Annotated in this window: 4 protein-coding genes; all 4 read right to left on the bottom strand. The window is 60.1% G+C overall.

Annotated elements, in window-relative coordinates:
- Window positions 1-58: 58 nt before the first annotated feature.
- Window positions 59-11,707 carry a LysM peptidoglycan-binding domain-containing protein gene (locus GNF76_RS08255; protein WP_155582679.1) on the bottom strand — a complete coding sequence of 3,883 codons (11,649 nt, stop codon included), beginning with the start codon at window positions 11,705-11,707 and terminating at the stop codon, window positions 59-61.
- Window positions 11,704-15,237 (bottom strand): hypothetical protein, encoded by a 3,534-nt coding sequence (locus GNF76_RS08250; RefSeq protein WP_155582678.1) that lies wholly within the window; start codon window positions 15,235-15,237, stop codon window positions 11,704-11,706. Before GNF76_RS08250 ends, GNF76_RS08255 begins: the two co-directional genes overlap by 4 nt.
- An 80-nt stretch (window positions 15,238-15,317) precedes the next feature.
- A complete protein-coding gene (locus tag GNF76_RS08245) occupies window positions 15,318-15,977 on the bottom strand; it encodes a hypothetical protein (RefSeq protein WP_155582677.1) in 660 nt (219 codons plus the stop codon).
- A gap of 649 nt (window positions 15,978-16,626) precedes the next feature.
- The gene (abaF, locus tag GNF76_RS08240) at window positions 16,627-18,024 is read right to left on the bottom strand and encodes a fosfomycin efflux MFS transporter AbaF (RefSeq protein WP_155582676.1); all 1,398 of its coding nucleotides are present in this window, start codon (window positions 18,022-18,024) and stop codon (window positions 16,627-16,629) included.
- Window positions 18,025-18,084 lie beyond the last annotated feature (60 nt).

Raw genomic sequence — 18,084 nt, 5'->3', positions numbered from 1 at the left:
TGAGGGGAGGGCGCCGGCACGAGTGGAGGCCACACGTTGGTCCGTTTTCGGTCGTCGGTCACGGATGATCGCTCCAGTGGCTGTAGTCCAGCGTCAGTTGTTCCAATACCAGTAATGGCATTGGCGGCAGACCCGCGCCTTGGGTACTGGTCATGATGGTCAAGTTGAAGATCAACGTACCGTTGGGCTTTGGATTGTAGGCGTTCCACCAGGCATAGATGCCGTCCCGAAGCACCGCGATCAGTTGTTGCTGTGTCAGCACGCCCTGTGCGGACGACGTCGCGTGCAAGGCGGCCTGTTCCGGCTGCATCGCGGTCGGCGGCAGGAAAGAGATCGGCACCGGCAGCGTACCGACGATAGGCAGCGAACTGTTGAGCGAGATCGCATAAGCGGTTGAGACTTGAATGGTCTGCGGGCCGGCAGGGGCTTTGGCGAACAGTACCGTGAACAGGTTGGTCAGTTGGTCCGCAAATGTCCGGGCCACCGGGGTGTTGCCGCCGAATGATGCGACATCGATCGCATCGGGAATGTCGATGGTCGGCCGTAGCGCGGCAGGGAATGCCACCGACGCGGTCTGATAAACGAAGGGATCTACCGTGGTGCGTCCGTGGATCAGATCCTGGTTGCGTTCGATATAGCCGCAGGTGAGCGCGCTTTGCGCCGACAGGATGTTGAGGCCCGGCAACAGCACGGTTCGCTTCGCGATCGCCTGGCCAATCGCGTCGGTCAGATACCCCTGTGCCGTGGTGTAGCAGTAGCCAAGATCGAAATCCGGCGGCGGCGCCTGTTGTTCGGTCACGTAGCCGCTGATGTTGATCGACGGTGTATCGATCCCTTCGGGCGGCAGGGGCCTGAGCTGGGTCAGCAACGCGATGACGTTGTTGCCGTTGTCGTTGGGATTGATCTTATCGGTGCGCGATTCCGAAATGACGTAGGTGTAGGGCAGTTGCCCGCGCTGCGCAACGACGGCAAGGGCACGCGTGGCAAAGGCGTCCTTCGGTGGCGGGAGGAACAGCGCAAGTGTGCTCGATACGTTCTGCACCAGTTGTACGAAGGCACCCAGCGCTATTGCGGCCTTGGCGACATCATCCGCACTGGATTGCTGGGTAATGCCCGCGAGCGTCCCCGTCAGGTCGGCCTGCACCTGCGGATACACGGTAATGAACTCAAACAGATCAGGTACCGGATCGGCGGTCACCGCAAAATTCGCCAGCGCCGGATCGGGAATATTGAACGTCGTGGTGAAGTGGGTCTGGTCCTGCGGATAGTGGAAGCTTTCCGAGTAGGTGAAGCTGTAGCCCCACTGCATGGCCTCGACGATGTTCTCCCAGTCGATCGGCTTGCGCAGCGGCGTAATAATGGCGTCTTGGGAAACCATTGAGGGCGGCGCAGGGAAAATCCGCAGCGGCAAGGGCACCTTGAACGGGCCAAGATGCACATCCAGCGGCAAGTTGACCGCATCGTGATCGGGTTGCGTGACGAACGATAGCCACGAAGAGGCTTTGTAGTGCTCGATATTGGGTAATTGCCCGATCTGGTGCTCGATTTGGCTGCCGTGGTAGGTCAGGTCGAGCGTGACCACGCTCTTGACGGCGCCTTGTGAGTCTTTTGGATCCTTGGTGGCGGTGACCAGAAAGGTCAGCGGCGTGGTGGATGTGTCCTCAGTGGTGCTGAGCGCGACCTTGGCGGCGGTCAGGCTGACACCGGGGTCGGAGTTCGGGCCGGTCAGCAGTGTGCCGTAAAGCTGCGGCGTTTCCTGCTCCAGCGCAGTGTTGATCCTGGCGGTGACGGTGGCGGCGAATTGCACGACGGCATTGGTCGAGTAGACATTCGACAATGCGATCAGCGCCTGCTGCTTGAACGCTTCCTGGGCGGCATCAGTCTGGCGCTTGGTCGGGGCCTCGTCGGTGAAGAAGGCAATCACCAGGTGGGACAACGATGTCGCCAGTTGTTCCTTGATGTCGCGCAGTTGTTTCTGCAGCGTGTTGCTGCGGTCGACTAGCGCCACTGGCGCAAGGTATTCCGGCGAAAAGATCGTATCGACTGCCGCGAGATAGTCGCGCATCCAGCCGTCGACATCGACGGCGGTGACCGGCCGGTTGCCGCTCGGCGTGGTGAAGTCGATGCCCTTGCCGCTGACGTAATTGTAGTAAGCCACTAATGGCCGCGATTGCAGCGTGTTGTAAAGGGGCTTGGGAGCAAAAATCAGCGGATCGATCGTGTTGGCGACCCGGTAGCTGATCCCTTGGTCTGGTGCGAGGCCGAGCCTCACCAACCAGAGCGGCTTTGTCGCACCCGCCTGCATGGCCTGGGCGCGATCGGCGCCGCTGGCAAGCTTGCAGGCCCAGGCGCCCGGCTGCGTCAGGCACGCTTCGAGCTGGCCGGCAAACCAGGTAAGGCTGTAGGTACCGTCGGCGGCCTTGACCTGATGTGGCATGAGTGCCGTGGTCGCGCTCACGAACCCCGGGGTGTCGGCGAATGCTGGGTCGACCAGCGTCTTAGGCCGTGACAGCGTAAAGGTCGTCGTAAGCTCGAACAGTTGCTCGGGGTTCATGTCCGCGAGCGTGAACGCCATGCCGATCGGATGGTCGGCGGGCGCCGGGAACGTTGTATCACCACCGCTGCGTGCGACCAGGAACGGATAGAGGCCGCCCTGGCCAAACAGCCACGTCATCAAACCTTCGCGCGTCGCTGCGCTGAGTGTGAGGTCGGTCGCGGGTAACAAGCTGGTGGCCAGCGCCAGCGTGACCGCCGGGACCGGATTGTTTTTCGGGCCCAGGGTCTGGCTGAGCTGCTGGTACATCAGGTTATAGACATGCAACGCCTGCGTGGCATTAACCTGCCACCCCGGCGGATTGGTCTGTGGCGACGGGTCGTTCGGGTCTGGCGAATAGCCACTTGGATCGAAGTGCAGCCCGAGGCTAATGGTCAGTCCGCTGTTGTCCTGCACGCTGTAGTCCACGCTGACACTGGGCCATCGCCCAAGCCCGACCAGAGCATCGACATAGTTGAGCGGCAACGGCGAACGGTTGCGCGTCGGGCTACCGTCCGGGTTGTTTCCGATGTCGCTTTTTGCCGTATTGCCGAACGCATCGACCCAGCCGAGATCGAGCTGCGCGAGGCCACCGACGCCCATGTAGGGACTCTTTGACGGATCGGGCAGGCTCGCAAGCGTGTTTTGCGAATTCGGCTTGGCGTTTTGTGCCGCAGGAATTGCGCGCTGAAAATTCCACGGCAGCGCGTCGCTATTCAGTGCAGCGGCCATCGGCGTCCGGGTGCGGTCGGCCGCGAGATGGGCGGGTGGGTCGTCGCTGTGGCTGATCGGCAACCCGGGATTGGTCTGCTTGAACCAGGCATTGTCGAACAGGCGATAGCCCAGCAGTACGATCTGGTTCTGCATATAAAGCCGGGCAAAGGTCGCATCGGTCGGCGGTGGGACCGGTTTGGGCACGTCGCGGCTGGCCGCAAGCGCGATGCATCCGGCCGGCACCGTTGAGGAATGCGACATCGGACCGCCGGGGACGGTCAGGTCCTGGACGGCAAGCAGGCCAACCCTCTCGGCATTGTCAGCAGCGATCTCGGAGACATTGCTGCCGTAATACGCGGCGATCGAGGACAGCGTGGTGCCGCCTGCGCTGGTGCCCACAGTGAGCTGCAGGATCGGCAGCCGCAACACCGTATCGAGCGCAAGTGGCGTGTTCCAGGTGGTGATCTGCGGGTTGGCGGCCTGCAGCATCGCCAGTGTCGTCGCAAAATAGCTGGCGATGGTGTTGGGGTCACCGCCAGGCTGACCTGCGTTGACCTGATAGACGCCACGGGCGAGCGTCAGCGGTGTCGCCGCCAACCTTGCGTTGGGATTAGCCTCGGCGAGTGCGACCGGATCCATGTAGTAGCGGTAGGCGAAAGCGGCGAGACTGTCCGTTGCCAACGGCTGGTACGTGGTCTGGGTTGCCGCCGATTTGGCATACACCGCCGATTTCGTCGCATCGAAGGAGTCGCCGGTCGCCATGCAATTGATGAAGCCGCCGACGAGATCTTGCTGGCTCGCATCGTTTGGCTTGGCTTGCATCACCAGCAGCGTGAGGCTTGCTTCGCCCTTGTCGTTGAAGATACGGCTCGGGAAACCATTGCCGGCGGCACTCTCGAAGTAATACAGATAGTAGCCACCCGAACGGGTAATGCTGCACTCCCACAGGAGCTTGACGAAGTCGTAGGCGGTGTTGAGACAGCCCCCGGGTGGGGTGTCCTGCATGCGCTGTGCGGCGATTGCGTTGGGCGGGTTGGTCACCGTGCTCAGATTGGCCTGCAAAATACCGAGTGTGACCGTGGCGCTGTTGTCTGATTGCAGGCCAGTGGGCGTACCGGTGCTGGCGTCCGGCGAATACAGCAGGGTCAGGGACTGGATCGGGTCGCTATGCCCGCACAATTTCGCGAGCAGCCGTTCCAGCAAGACGATATCCGCCTCGCCGCTGCCGATCAGTTGGTAAGTGAAGGCGCCGGACGGAGAACCCGTGCTGGGCGGAATCTGCTTGATGGTAAGACCGACTTTGGTCGCCCAGCCGTGATAGTGCAGTTCGGTCTCGACGGTCTGTCCACTGCCTTCGTCATATTCGCCACGCATCGCTAGAGCGCAGGGTGGCGCGGCGCGATTTGCGTCGTCGAGATTAAGCAGCGTGGCCGGTAATCCCCACAGCCGCAGCGCCTGTACGCCGGTCGGCGGCGCACCGTAAGGCAACGTGACGCTGCCGGCACTCTGCCAATGGGTGAGCCCGGTGGTCGGCCATGTCGTAGGCTGATCGCGATAGACGGGGTCCGGGCCGACTGTCGTGCCGGGCGGGGAGACCACATACTGATTGCTGGCCACGAACGATTGCAGGGCCACCACTTTGAGCCAATTCTGGTCGTCGTTGGCCGTCGGGTTTTTCGGATCCTTCGGCGGCTTCAAGGTCATGGTCAGTTTGGGGCCACCGAATTTGACCCATGGCAGGTTGTCAGGCACCACCAGCGAGAAACTGAAGTCCTGTGTTGCCAACGGGGGCAGGGCGAACTGCTGGCCGGTCAATGAATAAAGGCCGCAGTCGGCGGCAGTACCACACAGCGAAGCAACGGTCTGTGTCAGGCCCGCAGTCGGCAGGCGCAGCCCATGCAGTGCGTAGCGCCCGGTCATGCCACTGATACGTGACAGCCCGTTGGTGCGTTTGATCTCATCGATCAATGCCCCGACCTTCAACTGCGCAAGGTGCGGCAGATCCAGCGTCGTCACCTTGACCTGCTCGAACGTGACGCCTGCGTTCGCGGCGATGCCGAGTGCGCGGACGGTCACACCGAAGCGCTGGGCAACACTGCCGGGCGTATCGGAATCCGTGGCCGCATAGGTGAAGTTGGGCAACGCCAGCGTCGCGAAGGTGGGGATCAGGCCGGCGTGCCCCAGCACACTGAGGTGATCCGGCGCGACCGTCGCGTGTTGCAGGAGATCCGTGAGCGCAACACCGAACTGTGCCGCGACACTGTTGAGGCTGTCGCGCGGCAGCACTATGTAGGTGGGTTTGTTCGGGTATTCAATCCCAAGGCCGGGTGTCAGAAGATTGATCGATGCTGCGTTGGCGATGGCCAGCGCGGTGCCCGAGAACAGGTTTTGATACGCCGAGGCGATTGCGTTGAAGGTGGCGTTTTCGCTTGCCTGGCTGCTGGCACCACCGGGCACCGTAAATGTCGCACGGGTTGTGATCAGATCTGCCTGGGTGAGAAGGGCAGGCGCCTGGGTGAACAGCTCGCTCAGTGTAGTGCCGGCCTTCGCCGCGATATCGTTAAGGCTGTCACCCGCTGCGACGGTGATCGGCTTGCCGTTGCAGGTAATGACGGCGTTGGCCAGGAGCAGGTTGGAGGTGGCTGCGTTAGCGGTGGCGAGCACCAGCGGCGTGAACAGGTTGTTGTAGTCGGCCGCAATCGAGGTAAAGGTGGCGTGCGCACCCGTCTGTGCTGCGGCACCGTAGACGAACACGCTCTGTTGGGCCGCGAACGCGTGAGCGGGATTGGCGTCGAACAGATCAGCAAGGCCAAATTCAGGGGCGCCCGCCAAATTGATCCAGTGCACCGCAGCACCGGCGCTTGCGCCGTAATTGGGCGGATCGGTAAGCGGATATTTGAACGACCGCAGCGCATCGCGCGCGGCTTCGATCATTTGTTGGCCAATCAGACGGAAATAATCCGAGAACACGAAGCTTGCTACCGACATACCTGCGTCCGCCACGGCGGCGAGGGACTTTTTCTTCGCCGTCTCCTTCTCGACCTGCACGGTAAGGTCATCGAAATAGGTGCGCAGCATCTCGATATAGGTGCTGCTGGCGCTGTTGAAATTGGCGAAGGCATAGCTCAGTGGCGGCGTGGTGCCATAGCCCGGCACGTCGAGCACCAGCTTCGGCGCCACCGGGAACGGCGCGGCGTTGAAGGTACCGCTGCTCGGCAGGCTGATGTTCAGGGCAAACTGGTTGGTCATGAAGCTATCGGCATCGTCGGCCGAGATCGGCATTGCACCGGTGGGATTGGTCAGCGCCGTCAGCAGCGCACTGAGATCGTCCGGTGACACCACGACGCTGTTGATGGCGTCGACGCTGTAAAAGCCTTGTTTCTGCGGCTGTGCCGCGGCGACGATCCAGCGCAGTATCTGCTGCGCCAGCAGGTCGAACGAGGTGTCGGTGTCCGTTGGTTTGCGCGGTACTGTCGGGTCGCTCGACGCGATGGCGAGCATGTTGACATAGCAGACCTTCTGATCGCTCGCCTGCGCCGCCGCATCGCCGGAAACGGTCAGCGCAGGCCCCCAGTAACCGGTGAGCGCGACCTGGGTCATTGGCGCGAGGTTGTCCCAGTAGAATTTCACGTCGGCATTCGATGCCAACATGACGCGGCGCAGCTCATTTGCGGCGCTGAGCCGGCTCCGATGCCTGGCCGTCAGCTGGGCTGGACGGGAATCGGCGGTTACATGCCACGGCGCGTTCTTGTTGGGGTTCTGGATCGTGAAGGTCTCCTTGATGGTCATCGAAAAGGAGAAGTGGATCGTGATCGAGAATATGCCCAGATCAATGCTGAGCGAGGCGGTGACGTCGACCGATGCAATCAGCGAAATAGGAATGTCGTGGTAGCTGATGTAGGTGATCTGGGCCATCACTTTGATTGTGATGCTGACCGACGCCTTGATGATCACGAAATCGACGCTGCCATACAGCCCGCCAATGATGCCGAAGGTACCGTCGAGTTCGAAGTAATAGCCGTTCTGCAGTTGGGCAGGGGTCGCGGGCAGGTTGGTGTTACCGGGATACGGGCAGAATTTGGCGATGACACCCTGGATGATGCCGAACACCGTGAGCGAGAAACCGGCCTTCAAAATGCCGTAATCGACGTCCTTTCCGATGCCGATGGTGACGCCGAAACCGAAGATGATCACCGGATCGAAGCGTCCGTTGTCGATGCTCGGAACCTGGGTCGCGGTGTCGTGGCTCAGCTTGCCGAAATAGAACCCGGCGGCGCCCAGTACCGGAATACCCGGCGGAATAATCCCCTGCACCATGAAGGAACGACTGAAGTCCTGGTTCCAGGGGAAACCGAAATCAACCTTGAAGTCGCCGTTGGTATAGATGTCGAGTGCGATCATCGGCAACGTCAGCGAATAGGCGCCGACATCGAACTTGCGCATCCTGTCGGGCAGCGTCAGGTTGATCTGGTAGACGCCGATGGTGTCGCTGATTCGCCGGTACAGCACCTCGAATACAAGACCGCCAAGCACTTTGGCGGGCGGACCGGCCAGCGCGATGCGCGCGCCATAGAGGTTCGGGTCGTTGAAGATAATCGACAGGTTCACCACGTAGTCTGGCGTGGGATCGTCGTCGAGCCGGATCAGCGCACGCCCATTGTCCGGCTTTTCCTCATCCTTGATCTTCATCACGCCGAAATCGGCGCCCACCAGCCACGAATTGTTGGGGTTGAATCTAACGTTGCCGTTAGGTCCTGCGACCGGTGCGCCATCGGCGTCAAGATTGCGCAGCGCCTTGATCACGGCCTCGACGGTGGTGAACGGCTCTGTGCTGGTGACTTCGACATGCTGGCCGAGTGCGAGCAGCCGAAGGTCGAGGAGCTCGTTGCCGCCGCCCGGAGGCGCCGGTGTTTCGTCGGGATTGGTCGCATTCCAGCTCGGTGCTTCGGTGGTCCAAGGGAACGTGCCGTCGAGCGTAACCTGCACCAGGGGTTTTTGGCTCGACCCGTCGTAATTGACCGTGATGCCATTGATGCTACAAAAGCCAAGGTCGATAGAGCCGATGGCTACGTCGAAGCCGATCGCCTTGGTGGTGAAGTTGAAGGTGAGCTGAAAGTCATCAAGGGGAACCGAGTCCAGCAGATTCCAGGGCGCGCCGAGGCCGTAGCGGCTGCCGGTGGCAAACGAGATGAAGTCCTCAATGAGGCCGCCCAGCGTTACGCCGCTCAGCTTACCCTTGGCAACCCATTGCTCCTCGTCGTTTTTCGCGATCTCGGCATGGAAGGCGCCCCAATCGATGGTGTAGGTGGACTTGCCCTCGCCGAAGACACAGGCGAGGTCGATCTTCATCAGGCTCCACTGACTCCAGGTGACCGTGGCGGCCAGGTTGCCCGAATAGGGTGAACCCTCCTGTGCCGGATCGTAGGAAAGCTCCATGCTCGCCGAGACCGTCAGCGACGACATGAACGGCAGCGACCACGGCTCTGCGGTTTTGCCGGCGATTGAATAGGCGTGAGTTGACGGTGTGGTGGTAAAGCTGATGCCGTTGATGCCGTAGTCCTGCGGCGCGTTAAAATTGATCAGATATTTAGCGATCAATGCGAGCAGCGAAAGCTGTTGGTCGTCGGAAGTTTGTTGCGCGGAAAACTTCCAACCGGCGTCTTTACCCAGATAGTCGGCGGTCAGCGCCAGCGTCAGCATGTTTTTCGGATCGTTCGGCAGCAAGGTAACCGAACCCGTCAACTGGCCGGTGGTTTCACCGCCAGTACGGTTGGCCATCAGGCCGATATCCTTGAGTTCGAGCAGCGCCAGGTCGTTGCTCGGGACTTTCCATTCGAACCCGAGCTGGCAGGTCAGCAGGAAGTCGCCGGTCTTCTGCACGCCGCTCAACGAGAATTGAGTGATCGCCGGTTGCGACGGCGGATCAATCGTGATTCCTGGGACAAACATCCCGATCAGGTCGGTGAGCTTGATTTCGCCGGTTGTGAGCTGTGCCTCGTAGGTCAGCTCGGGGGCAGTCACGCTGACCGAGACTTGCGCTGCGTCGGGGTCGGTCTTATTACCGATCCGGAAGTTGCCGCCGATGTTGGCCTTGAGGGCGTTTTCGCTGCCGGGTACCGGCAGCGAGATTCCGATAACGATATCTTCCAGCGTCAAGTTGGGCAGGAGTTCCCAGCCGGCGTTCGGGCCGGCAGGCTTCCAGGCGAGCTCGAAGAAGAAATACTCGATACTGAAAGACAGTGGGCTGCCGCTGGTCTGGGTTGCGAACTCGACATGCGTCAGTTCCAGTTGGGTAATGATGCTCAGCGGCGGCGGTAGCGAGGCGACCAGGTTTACGCCACCGGCCACCTGGAACAGTTTTGTGATACTCGGCGGTGAGACGAAATCCCCGGCGAACAGCAGCGCGCCATTGTTCGGCGGCAGCACCGCGTAGAAATCGATATCAGCGCCGAGCAGCCGCCCCCCGACCTTGCCGGCTACCACAAGGTCGGCATCGACTACGGTGAATTCGATGAAGGGCCCGCCGAATCCGATCCACGGCACGCCGTCCGGCCGCCAGGCGACTTCGCCGGTGTAGCGGCATGTCAGGCTGACGACGCCGTCGGGCGCAGTGAAGTCGGCCTGGAGCGCAGCGACCACGCCGGAGCCGAACATCGCGGTGGTGCCGGTCACTGTTACCTGGGTGATGTCGCCGCTGCTCGGGTCTCTGGTGACCGCCGTATTGTCGGTGACAAAGGTGCCGAATTTCTCCTCCAGCGTCGCGATGAACGTCGCAATCTGGCTCGACGCATCGAGCTGGTCGAGAAACACAACGGGCTTGCCGTCCTGGACCGCGGTCGAAAATGCCGTGTAGATCGAATCCAGGGTATCGCCGTCATCGGCTTCGGCCCTGGCGCCGCGCAATCGCGCCGCTTGCTTGCCGTTGATGATGTAGTTCGTAAAGCACAGGCTGAGGTTGAACTTGTCTTCGACCGGATTGCGATAGAACGTGCGCATACCCGCAAAGTAGTCGGTGTATTTGGGCGTGTGGCGATTGGCGATGAAGTCACGCACGATCGTGATCGGACCAGGTTGCGTCAGTGGCCATTCAATAAATCCGGTCGCAATCTGATCGGCGATGTTTTGCAGCTCGGCCCCGACCGCAGAGCCGCCGTGCACCGACAATATGTCCCCGGGATATTGCTCGGTCCCTCGGCTGGATGGGCGATTGACGTGGAAATACGGACTGCCGATATTGAGACTGAGGTTGGCGCTGTTCTGCCCCTCGAAGACCGTCGGCAGCGTCGCTGCACAGAACGCATAGTTGAAAACATCCGGCGATATCGTCTTATCCTTTCGCGCCAGCTGGACGAACAAAACCTTGTTGCTGTCTTGCGTCAGCAGCCAGTTGGCAACCTTGGCCTGCAAGGTAGCCAGGTAATTGTGATCAAGGGGATCGTAAATCAGGAAGTCAAAACGCTTGCCTGCGTCCAGCGGCTTGAAGGCCTGTTGGCGTGCCGCAGTCGCCGTGGCGAAGACCTCATCGGACGCCAAGCCTGATGTGTTAGCAAGCATCCCCGCTATTTGCGTCAGTCCGAATTGCGAATTGTCGAGCGGTGCATCGTAGACATCGAGGTTGACCACAATGGCGGGCTTACCCGATTGCTGTTGCGCCGCCAACGTTGCCGCCAGCACGAAGGTCAGGCGCTGGTCGGCGCTATTGAGTTCGCATTTGGCGGGATAACGGATGCTGTAGATCGGTTGGAAGTCGAACTGCTTCAACTGCGGCGCATCGGTCAGCCATTGAATGATCAGGGCCTGCTGGCTGTCTGCATACTTGCTCCAGTCCGGTGCCGTGATCGGCTGAACATAGGCACGCTCGACGAACATGTGATAACCGAGCACATACTGGTTATCAAGAATGACGTAGGGGTACTTGTTATCGATAAACTGCAGTTGATTGTCGGCTGCCCAACGGTACGGCTGGAGCCTGAGGAAATAGGTGACATTGAGTGCCGCTGCGTAATGATCGTCCGGGTCGGCGCCACCGGTAAATCCGAGATTGACCTGGGCTGCCGGCGGTTGTGCCTGGTTGTAGTGAAAAAACTCGATCGTCGCCTGATAAAAGGCGTATTGGCTGGCGCCTTTCTCCACCTTTTCGGGCAACAGCAGCAGCATCTTTTGGAGCGTAACGTCATACGACGCGAAACCCGCACTGTCATCGATATAGACTTGGATTGTTCCGCCGTAGTTGTAGCCGGCAGGGTCGTCGGTGACCGGCTGGCACAGCCGGCGAATGAGGTTCGCGCTGGAGGCCTGGTGCCCCATGCCGGTGGTGCCGGCAATATAGAAGCGAATGGTTTCGTTGCTGCCACCGTTGAGATAGGTTCGAAACGCCTTGATGCCGGCCTGGCCGCGCGTCATCCGCGCGCCGGACAGGACATCGTACCAAGCTGAAAGTAAAAAGCCCGGAAAGCTCATGACGTTCTCCCTGTCGGCAGCATTGATTGCCTTTGCGCGTCGTTCTGTTTCTCCTTGTCCTTGTCCTGGTTGTACACCGCGTACCAGCCCAGCGCACCGGGCTGGCCGTTGGCGTCGGGATTGCCGAAGCAGGCGAAGCTGATGGCGCCGTTCGGCGGGATTTTCAGCAGGCCCAAAAACTTCAGCGCGATGTCACTCAACCACAGCACCCAGTAGCGCTTCGTGCTGCTATCGTCGGGCGGCGCGTAGGTGAGCCGGATGTCGCCGATCGACAGTTGCAGCACACCTTCGAGGCTCAGGAGCTTGCTCTTGGCGGTGACGCCCGGCAGCCGCAACCCGGCCATGACATTGAGTGCGGCCAACTCGCCGGAGGGCGCCGCACCACCCGGCGCCCACGCCGCAAGCATGCCCGCATTAAGCCCGACATTGCTTGCCAGTGCGCCGACGCTGCCCAGATCAACGCCGAACTGCAGTGCGTACCAGGGACCGCCGGCGACGCCGGAGAGCGGCGCGTTGGTTGGCATGTTGAGGTAGTTCAGCGATCCGGGATCGGTCTGCGAACTCGCATCGCTGGAGTCGTCTCCGCTCAGCAGTCCTTTGAGCGAAAGCGCGAAATCGGTGTAGAGGCTGCCTTTGCGCGGGGTAGAGCGCGAGGGGTCGAAGGTGATCGTCGAAACGTCGAAGTTGAACACCCAAGGTGCCGTGCCGCTATCGAGGTCGATCGATAACCCGCTGAAACTCAGGCCTTGACGCGCCGCAGTTAGATCGTCAGCGGTCGAGCCGAAGCTGAACAGGTCGAAGGTAAACGGCACAAGCGTCGTGGAATCGACTGCCTCCAGCAGCGTGTAATCGAAAAACCCCCAGAGGTCGAAGCTCAGGCTGGTGGGGCCAACGGTATTGAATTGCGCCTTGGTGATTTCGACCTTGTTGAGGGTGGCACTGTCGAGGAAAAACAGATTGTCGTCGATGCTGTCGAGCATGAAGGTGCCGACCCCGCCATTTTGCTGATAGGCGCCCTTGAGCATGATGGTGTTGTAGATGTTGGTGTCATCGCCCATATGGCTGACGCTGTCGCCGAAGAAGGCGCCGAGTGTGAGCTGCGCGTAGCTGTCGAACGATTTGACTGCCGTATTCTTGAACAGCGCCTCCAGCGTCAGCAGCTTGAAATCGTATGGCGAGCTGGACGGTGGCAGAGGCTGCGGGTGGTTCTGGTCGAATTCCGGATCCACGTAGTAAACCAACTGGAAGATCGAGCTGGAATGGGTGATCGCAACCTTCGGATTGGCCTGGGTTCGGTCGATACCCACCGGCGTGATGGTGATACCAAAGTGATGGGCGAAGCACTGCGATTTGTCGATCACCGACAATAGGCCGGAAAGATTGCTCGGCAGGTCCGTCAACGATGCCTTGAGGACCAGGATGCCGGTCCAGTTATCGTCGTTGATGATCGATTTGAAGTGATCGAAATACGGACTGGTCTGATCCTGTGCCTCCTGGATATAGGTCGCGATCCACTGGGCCAGGATGACGGTCTCGGTCGGGTCGATGCCCGGTACCGAGAAGTCCTCGCGCTGGGTCCAGACATCGGGCTTGGCGACCAGATCAACCAGCTTGCCCTTGCAACCCTTGATGATCAGGATGTTGTTGTAGTCGTTGTAGACGTTGGACTGCCCGACATTGGCGCTGATTTGCCAGCCCTGAATCGACATGGTGTTGTAGAAAGCCGGCGTGCCGTCCGGGGCAGGGGGCTTGGCTCCGGCTGACGTCGGAGTGAGCGTGCCGAGGTGGGTTGCATTGGCCGCGACCAGGAACAGGTCGGCGGTTTGCAGCGCCTGCTGCAGTTTGGGCGGCGGATTGTTGAACGCCATCCACATCGGTTCGGCGTCGTTATTGACCCCCAGCAGCACCGAGTTCCAATGGCCGGCGGCCTGGTCGAGTTCGGCAAGCAGGCCCGCAGGCGTGGTGACCCAGTCGGCATTGCCGTCTGCCGCTACGGCATCCAGCATGCGCAACGCACGCCGCGGTTGCGAGACGCCGGGCGCGCCGATCAAGGTGCGACGTGTCGCCGCCGCCGCGAACTGTTCAATCCCGCCGATTTCATACTCGCTAAAGTTTACGCCGCCGCTTTCAAGCGGTACCAGCCCGTACGGCATCATCGGAAAAGGATCGGGCCGGGTCAGCGCGTAGCCGGGGTCGACAAAACCGAGCAGTGCTTCGTTCGAGGGCGCCACTACCTTGTCGAAGCCAAACAGCGGCGAGCCCTTGGGCTGGGCGCTGTATTGACTTGCATCGCCCTGCGGTCCAGGGATCACAGTCGCCCACGCAGTGCGATAGCTGTCGTTCATCTTGGGAGCATTGGGGTCGACCGGAATCCCAAGCGATGACGATGTCGGCGGCGGATACGAAGTGGCGAATGCCTTGCAATACGCCGTGAAGCGCAGCCGATTGCCCGCTGCCGGGTTCGCCGTGGTACCGGCGGTAAAGCTCAGCGTCTCGGTGGGTGTCAGCCCGCACAGCATGTGCGACGACGCGCCGTCTTTCGGCGCCGCGAGCATCATGATGAAGTCGCCTTGGGGGCCGAAACTGTAGTCCGGCGGGTTCGGCGTATTGGGATTGCCGGTGGCGATAACCAGCTTGGCGGCCTGCTCATCGCCCTGCGGTTGGGTAATGGGCTGCAGGTGGATGATGTCATTGAAGGTGGTGCGAAATCCGGAGACCAGCACGGCTGCCGGATCGGTAAAGGCGAAGTAGGTCCGATCTGCAATCCTGGCGCCGGTCTTCGCATCGACGCGCGCATTCGTCGGGTCACAGGTATCAATCGAGACCGCAAAGCCGAGCATGTCGGCCCCATCGGGGGCGGAGCCGTCGGCAAGCGGATACCACTGCGAATGCACCGGTTTTGCTGAAACCCCGGTGTCATAGAGCAATTGAAATCCCCAGCGCAGGCGGGTGTAGAGTTCGTCGCGCTTGATCGCGGTGGTGAACTGGAGAGTGCCCGCCGAAGGGCCGGAAAATGCCAGCGTAGCCGACGCAATGATCGCGCTTTGCGGAGCACCATCACCGAAGAAACGAAGATTATTCGACGTCGGCGTGAACGTCATAACGCCGCTGGCGGCGTCCAGCGATACGGCGCAGCCGCTGGTGATATACAAATACAGTCGGTTGTTGACGAGTTGCGCTGACAATTGAGCGTTGACGTACAGGTTGGCGCTGTTGTTGATCCCGAGCAGGTTCACATTGGCTGCGTTGATTTGGGTGGGATCGAGCAGCCAGCCGATCGCCATCGGGCCGCCGGAATAGTTGGCCAGCGCGCCGGTGACGGCGACAACGAGGTCGGCTGCGGCTGCATTGATATCGAGGCCAGGTGCCGTGGCGAACAGAAAGGCCCCGGGACCGGTCATTGCCTGGTCGAGCGGTATCGGCTGTGTTGGGGGAGCCTGACCGGTTGGCGGCCAGCAATACGCTACCCAGACGTTATCGACTGGAGCAGCAAAAAGATGCGGTGACGACGTAGGATTAAACTCAAGCATCGCTCATTCCTTGTGCGAAACGTGGTACCGCAAAATTTCAGACGGGCCGAAGTCATACCGGCCCGTCTTGGCGCTTGAGATCAGGTCGAGAAGTTAAACGAGGCAGCCAACGTGGTCTGCTTGGGGCCCATGAAATAGCCGATGCAATACGAGGTGCCACGCAGCAGCGTCACCGGAAGCCCGATTTGCGAGGTGGCGTTGTTGTTGCCGATGGCCACCTTAGAGAGCGGGGTAACCGTGTAGGAGGGCGCCGAACCCTGCCAGATACCGAGCCACTGGCCCGCCGATTGCGGCTGGTTTCCGACCGGAGTGTCGTAGCTTACCAATACGACGTCGGGCTGGATCCCGCCCGGCGGTACCGATATCGAGGTCTGAAACGTGGTGTTTGGCCCCATGCCCGCTGGGACCAATACCCAGGAGCAGATTTGCGTCACATCCGGGCCGGTTGCATAACCGATGATGTAGGGTTTGTTCTGAACCTGCAGGCCACTGAAGTCCATGCTGCCACTTTGCGAGTTGGTCGGCACAGCTTGGGAGGCTTGGGGTTTTTGATTGTATGGGATAGCAGCGTCGGCCTGATAGAGAAAGACCGTGTTGGAGCAGGTGCTTGGCTGATTGCCGGGCATGGTGTTGTAGACGACTATGATGTCGGTTCCGGTGACCGAGGGCGCGTCAACCGTGGTTCCGGTCGAAGTCGACGTCACCAAGCTCAGTTTCGATACGGCGTGTTTAGTTGTCATCTGGCACGTTCCTCCATGATTAGAAATGTCAGCACTGGAGAGGTTAGCCACTACAACGAAACTTGCATTATTTATTTTTTGCTCAGTACTTTATTGATTTTTTGTTGTTTTAAATGGCCGCATAATAGCCGTTAGGACTAAAGGATCTAAAACAATCCGCAGGATTACCAAGCTGTTTTCGGGGTGTTCGCCACCGGCGATATAAACACTTAACTACGGTTTACCTGTGTCTAATGGAACACCACTCGAAAGTGGTGCGCCGATCTTGCCGTCGAAGCTCTGGGGCAGCCTGTCATGGAGGCCCCGGTTAAAGTAACGTTACGTAGAGTATTCTGTTTTCAAGAGGTCTCGGAGGCACAAAACATAAATAGTCGCGGGCAAAAAAACCTGAGTCGCAAGTTAATCCGTCATCTTGTTTTTATAACGAATGACTGTAAATAAGACGCACGCGTGTGGAGTACATTTATTTGCGATTCGGGGAGGAGGGCAATCAGGTACCTCATCCGTATCGGACTGGTGGTCGATGGCGGTATGACGCAGATTTGACATTATGTAGGCACGAAGCTGTTCAGTTTCACTTATCTCCGGCCATCCAGTAACGCCCTGAAAACCAACACCCCCCAAAAAAGTTGCACAAATCTCCTTGCGCTCAGGTCAACGACTCACCCCGGCGTGTGACGATGGGTTGGGCGTTATCCAGAGCGGCAATCCGTGCGGCGGACTCGGCATCGACCTGGTGCAGCGACTTGCCGCGGGTTTCTCGCGCCAGGCCGACAGCGGCAATGGAGATCAGGGCGGCGCCGACCAGATACCAGGCGATAGGTGTGGAGCTGTGGTACTTGTTCAGCAGTGTGAGGGCGATCAATGGCGCTAGGGAGCCGGCGAAGATTGGCGCGACCTGGTAACACAGGGACAGCGCGGTGTAGCGCACATGGGTCGGGAACATTTCGGCCATCAGCGCCGAATAGGGTGCGTAGGTCATCGACTCAATCGCCAGGCCCAGGGTGATTGCCCCGATGATCAGCCAGTTGTTGCCGGTGTCCATCATCGGGAATCCGATGAAGCCCCAGAACGCGGTAAGGATCGCCCCGGTCAAGTACACCGGTTTACGTCCGACCAGGTCCGACAGATAGCCCATCAGCGGGATCAGGAAGAAGTGCAGCAAGTGCGCGCCGAACATCAGGAACAGAATCTCGGTGGTGTCCTTGTGCACCACTAACTTCAGGTAGGTAATCGAAAAGGTTACAACCGTGTAGTAAAGGATGTTCTCGGCAAACCTTGCCCCGATTCCGACCAGCACCGCACGCCAGTGATGGCGCAGTACTTCGATCACCCCCAGCTGTTGTTGCTTGTTTTGCGCCTGACGCGCCTGGGCTTCTTTGAAGATCGGCGCGTCGTCGACGCTGGTGCGAATCCAGTAGCCAATCAGTACCACCACCGCCGAGAACCAGAACGCGACGCGCCAGCCCCAGGCCAGGAATTGCTGCTCTGACAAGTTCGATGACAACAGCAGCAACGCGATGGTCGCCACCAGGTTACCGGCCGGCACGCCGGCTTGCGGCCAACTGGCCCAGAAGCCCCGGCGATTGTCCGGGCAGTGTTCGGACACCAGCAGAATCGCGCCACCCCATTCGCCGCCGAAGGCGAAGCCCTGGATCAGCCGCAGCAACACCAATAACACTGGCGCCGCATAGCCGATGGTGTCGAAACCGGGCAAACAGCCCATCAGGAACGTGGTGATGCCGACTACCACCAGGCTTAGTTGCAGCAGCCGTTTACGGCCAAATTTGTCACCGTAGTGACCGAACACCAAGCCACCCAATGGGCGTGCGAGGAAGCCAACCGCATACAGGGCGAAGGCGGCGAGGATGCCGTCAATCGGGCTGTCGGTCTGACGGAAAAACAATTGGCCAAAGACCAGTGCCGAGGCGGTGCCGTAGAGGAAGAATTCATACCATTCGGCGACGGTGCCGGCCATGGCGGCCGCCACGACACGCTTGAGTCCCGAAGGTGTAGTTGCGCGAGAGGTGCTGTGAGGATTGGACATGCTGACGTTTCCTGTAGAGACGCAGAGACAGGCAGCCGGGCGGGTGTTTAAGGACCCACC

Source organism: Pseudomonas spelaei (assembly GCF_009724245.1).
Classification (GTDB): Bacteria; Pseudomonadota; Gammaproteobacteria; order Pseudomonadales; family Pseudomonadaceae; genus Aquipseudomonas; species Aquipseudomonas spelaei.
Note: the sequence above shows the minus strand (reverse complement) of the source record. Positions and strands in the feature narration are given on the sequence as shown.

What these genes read in the sequence shown, in the direction of transcription:
- GNF76_RS08255 (WP_155582679.1), bottom strand. Translation starts at nt 11,707, where the DNA reads ATGAGCTTTCCGGGCTTTTTACTTTCAGCTTGGTACGATGTCCTGTCC.
- abaF (WP_155582676.1), bottom strand. Translation starts at nt 18,024, where the DNA reads ATGTCCAATCCTCACAGCACCTCTCGCGCAACTACACCTTCGGGACTC.
- GNF76_RS08250 (WP_155582678.1), bottom strand. Translation starts at nt 15,237, where the DNA reads ATGCTTGAGTTTAATCCTACGTCGTCACCGCATCTTTTTGCTGCTCCA.
- GNF76_RS08245 (WP_155582677.1), bottom strand. Translation starts at nt 15,977, where the DNA reads ATGACAACTAAACACGCCGTATCGAAACTGAGCTTGGTGACGTCGACT.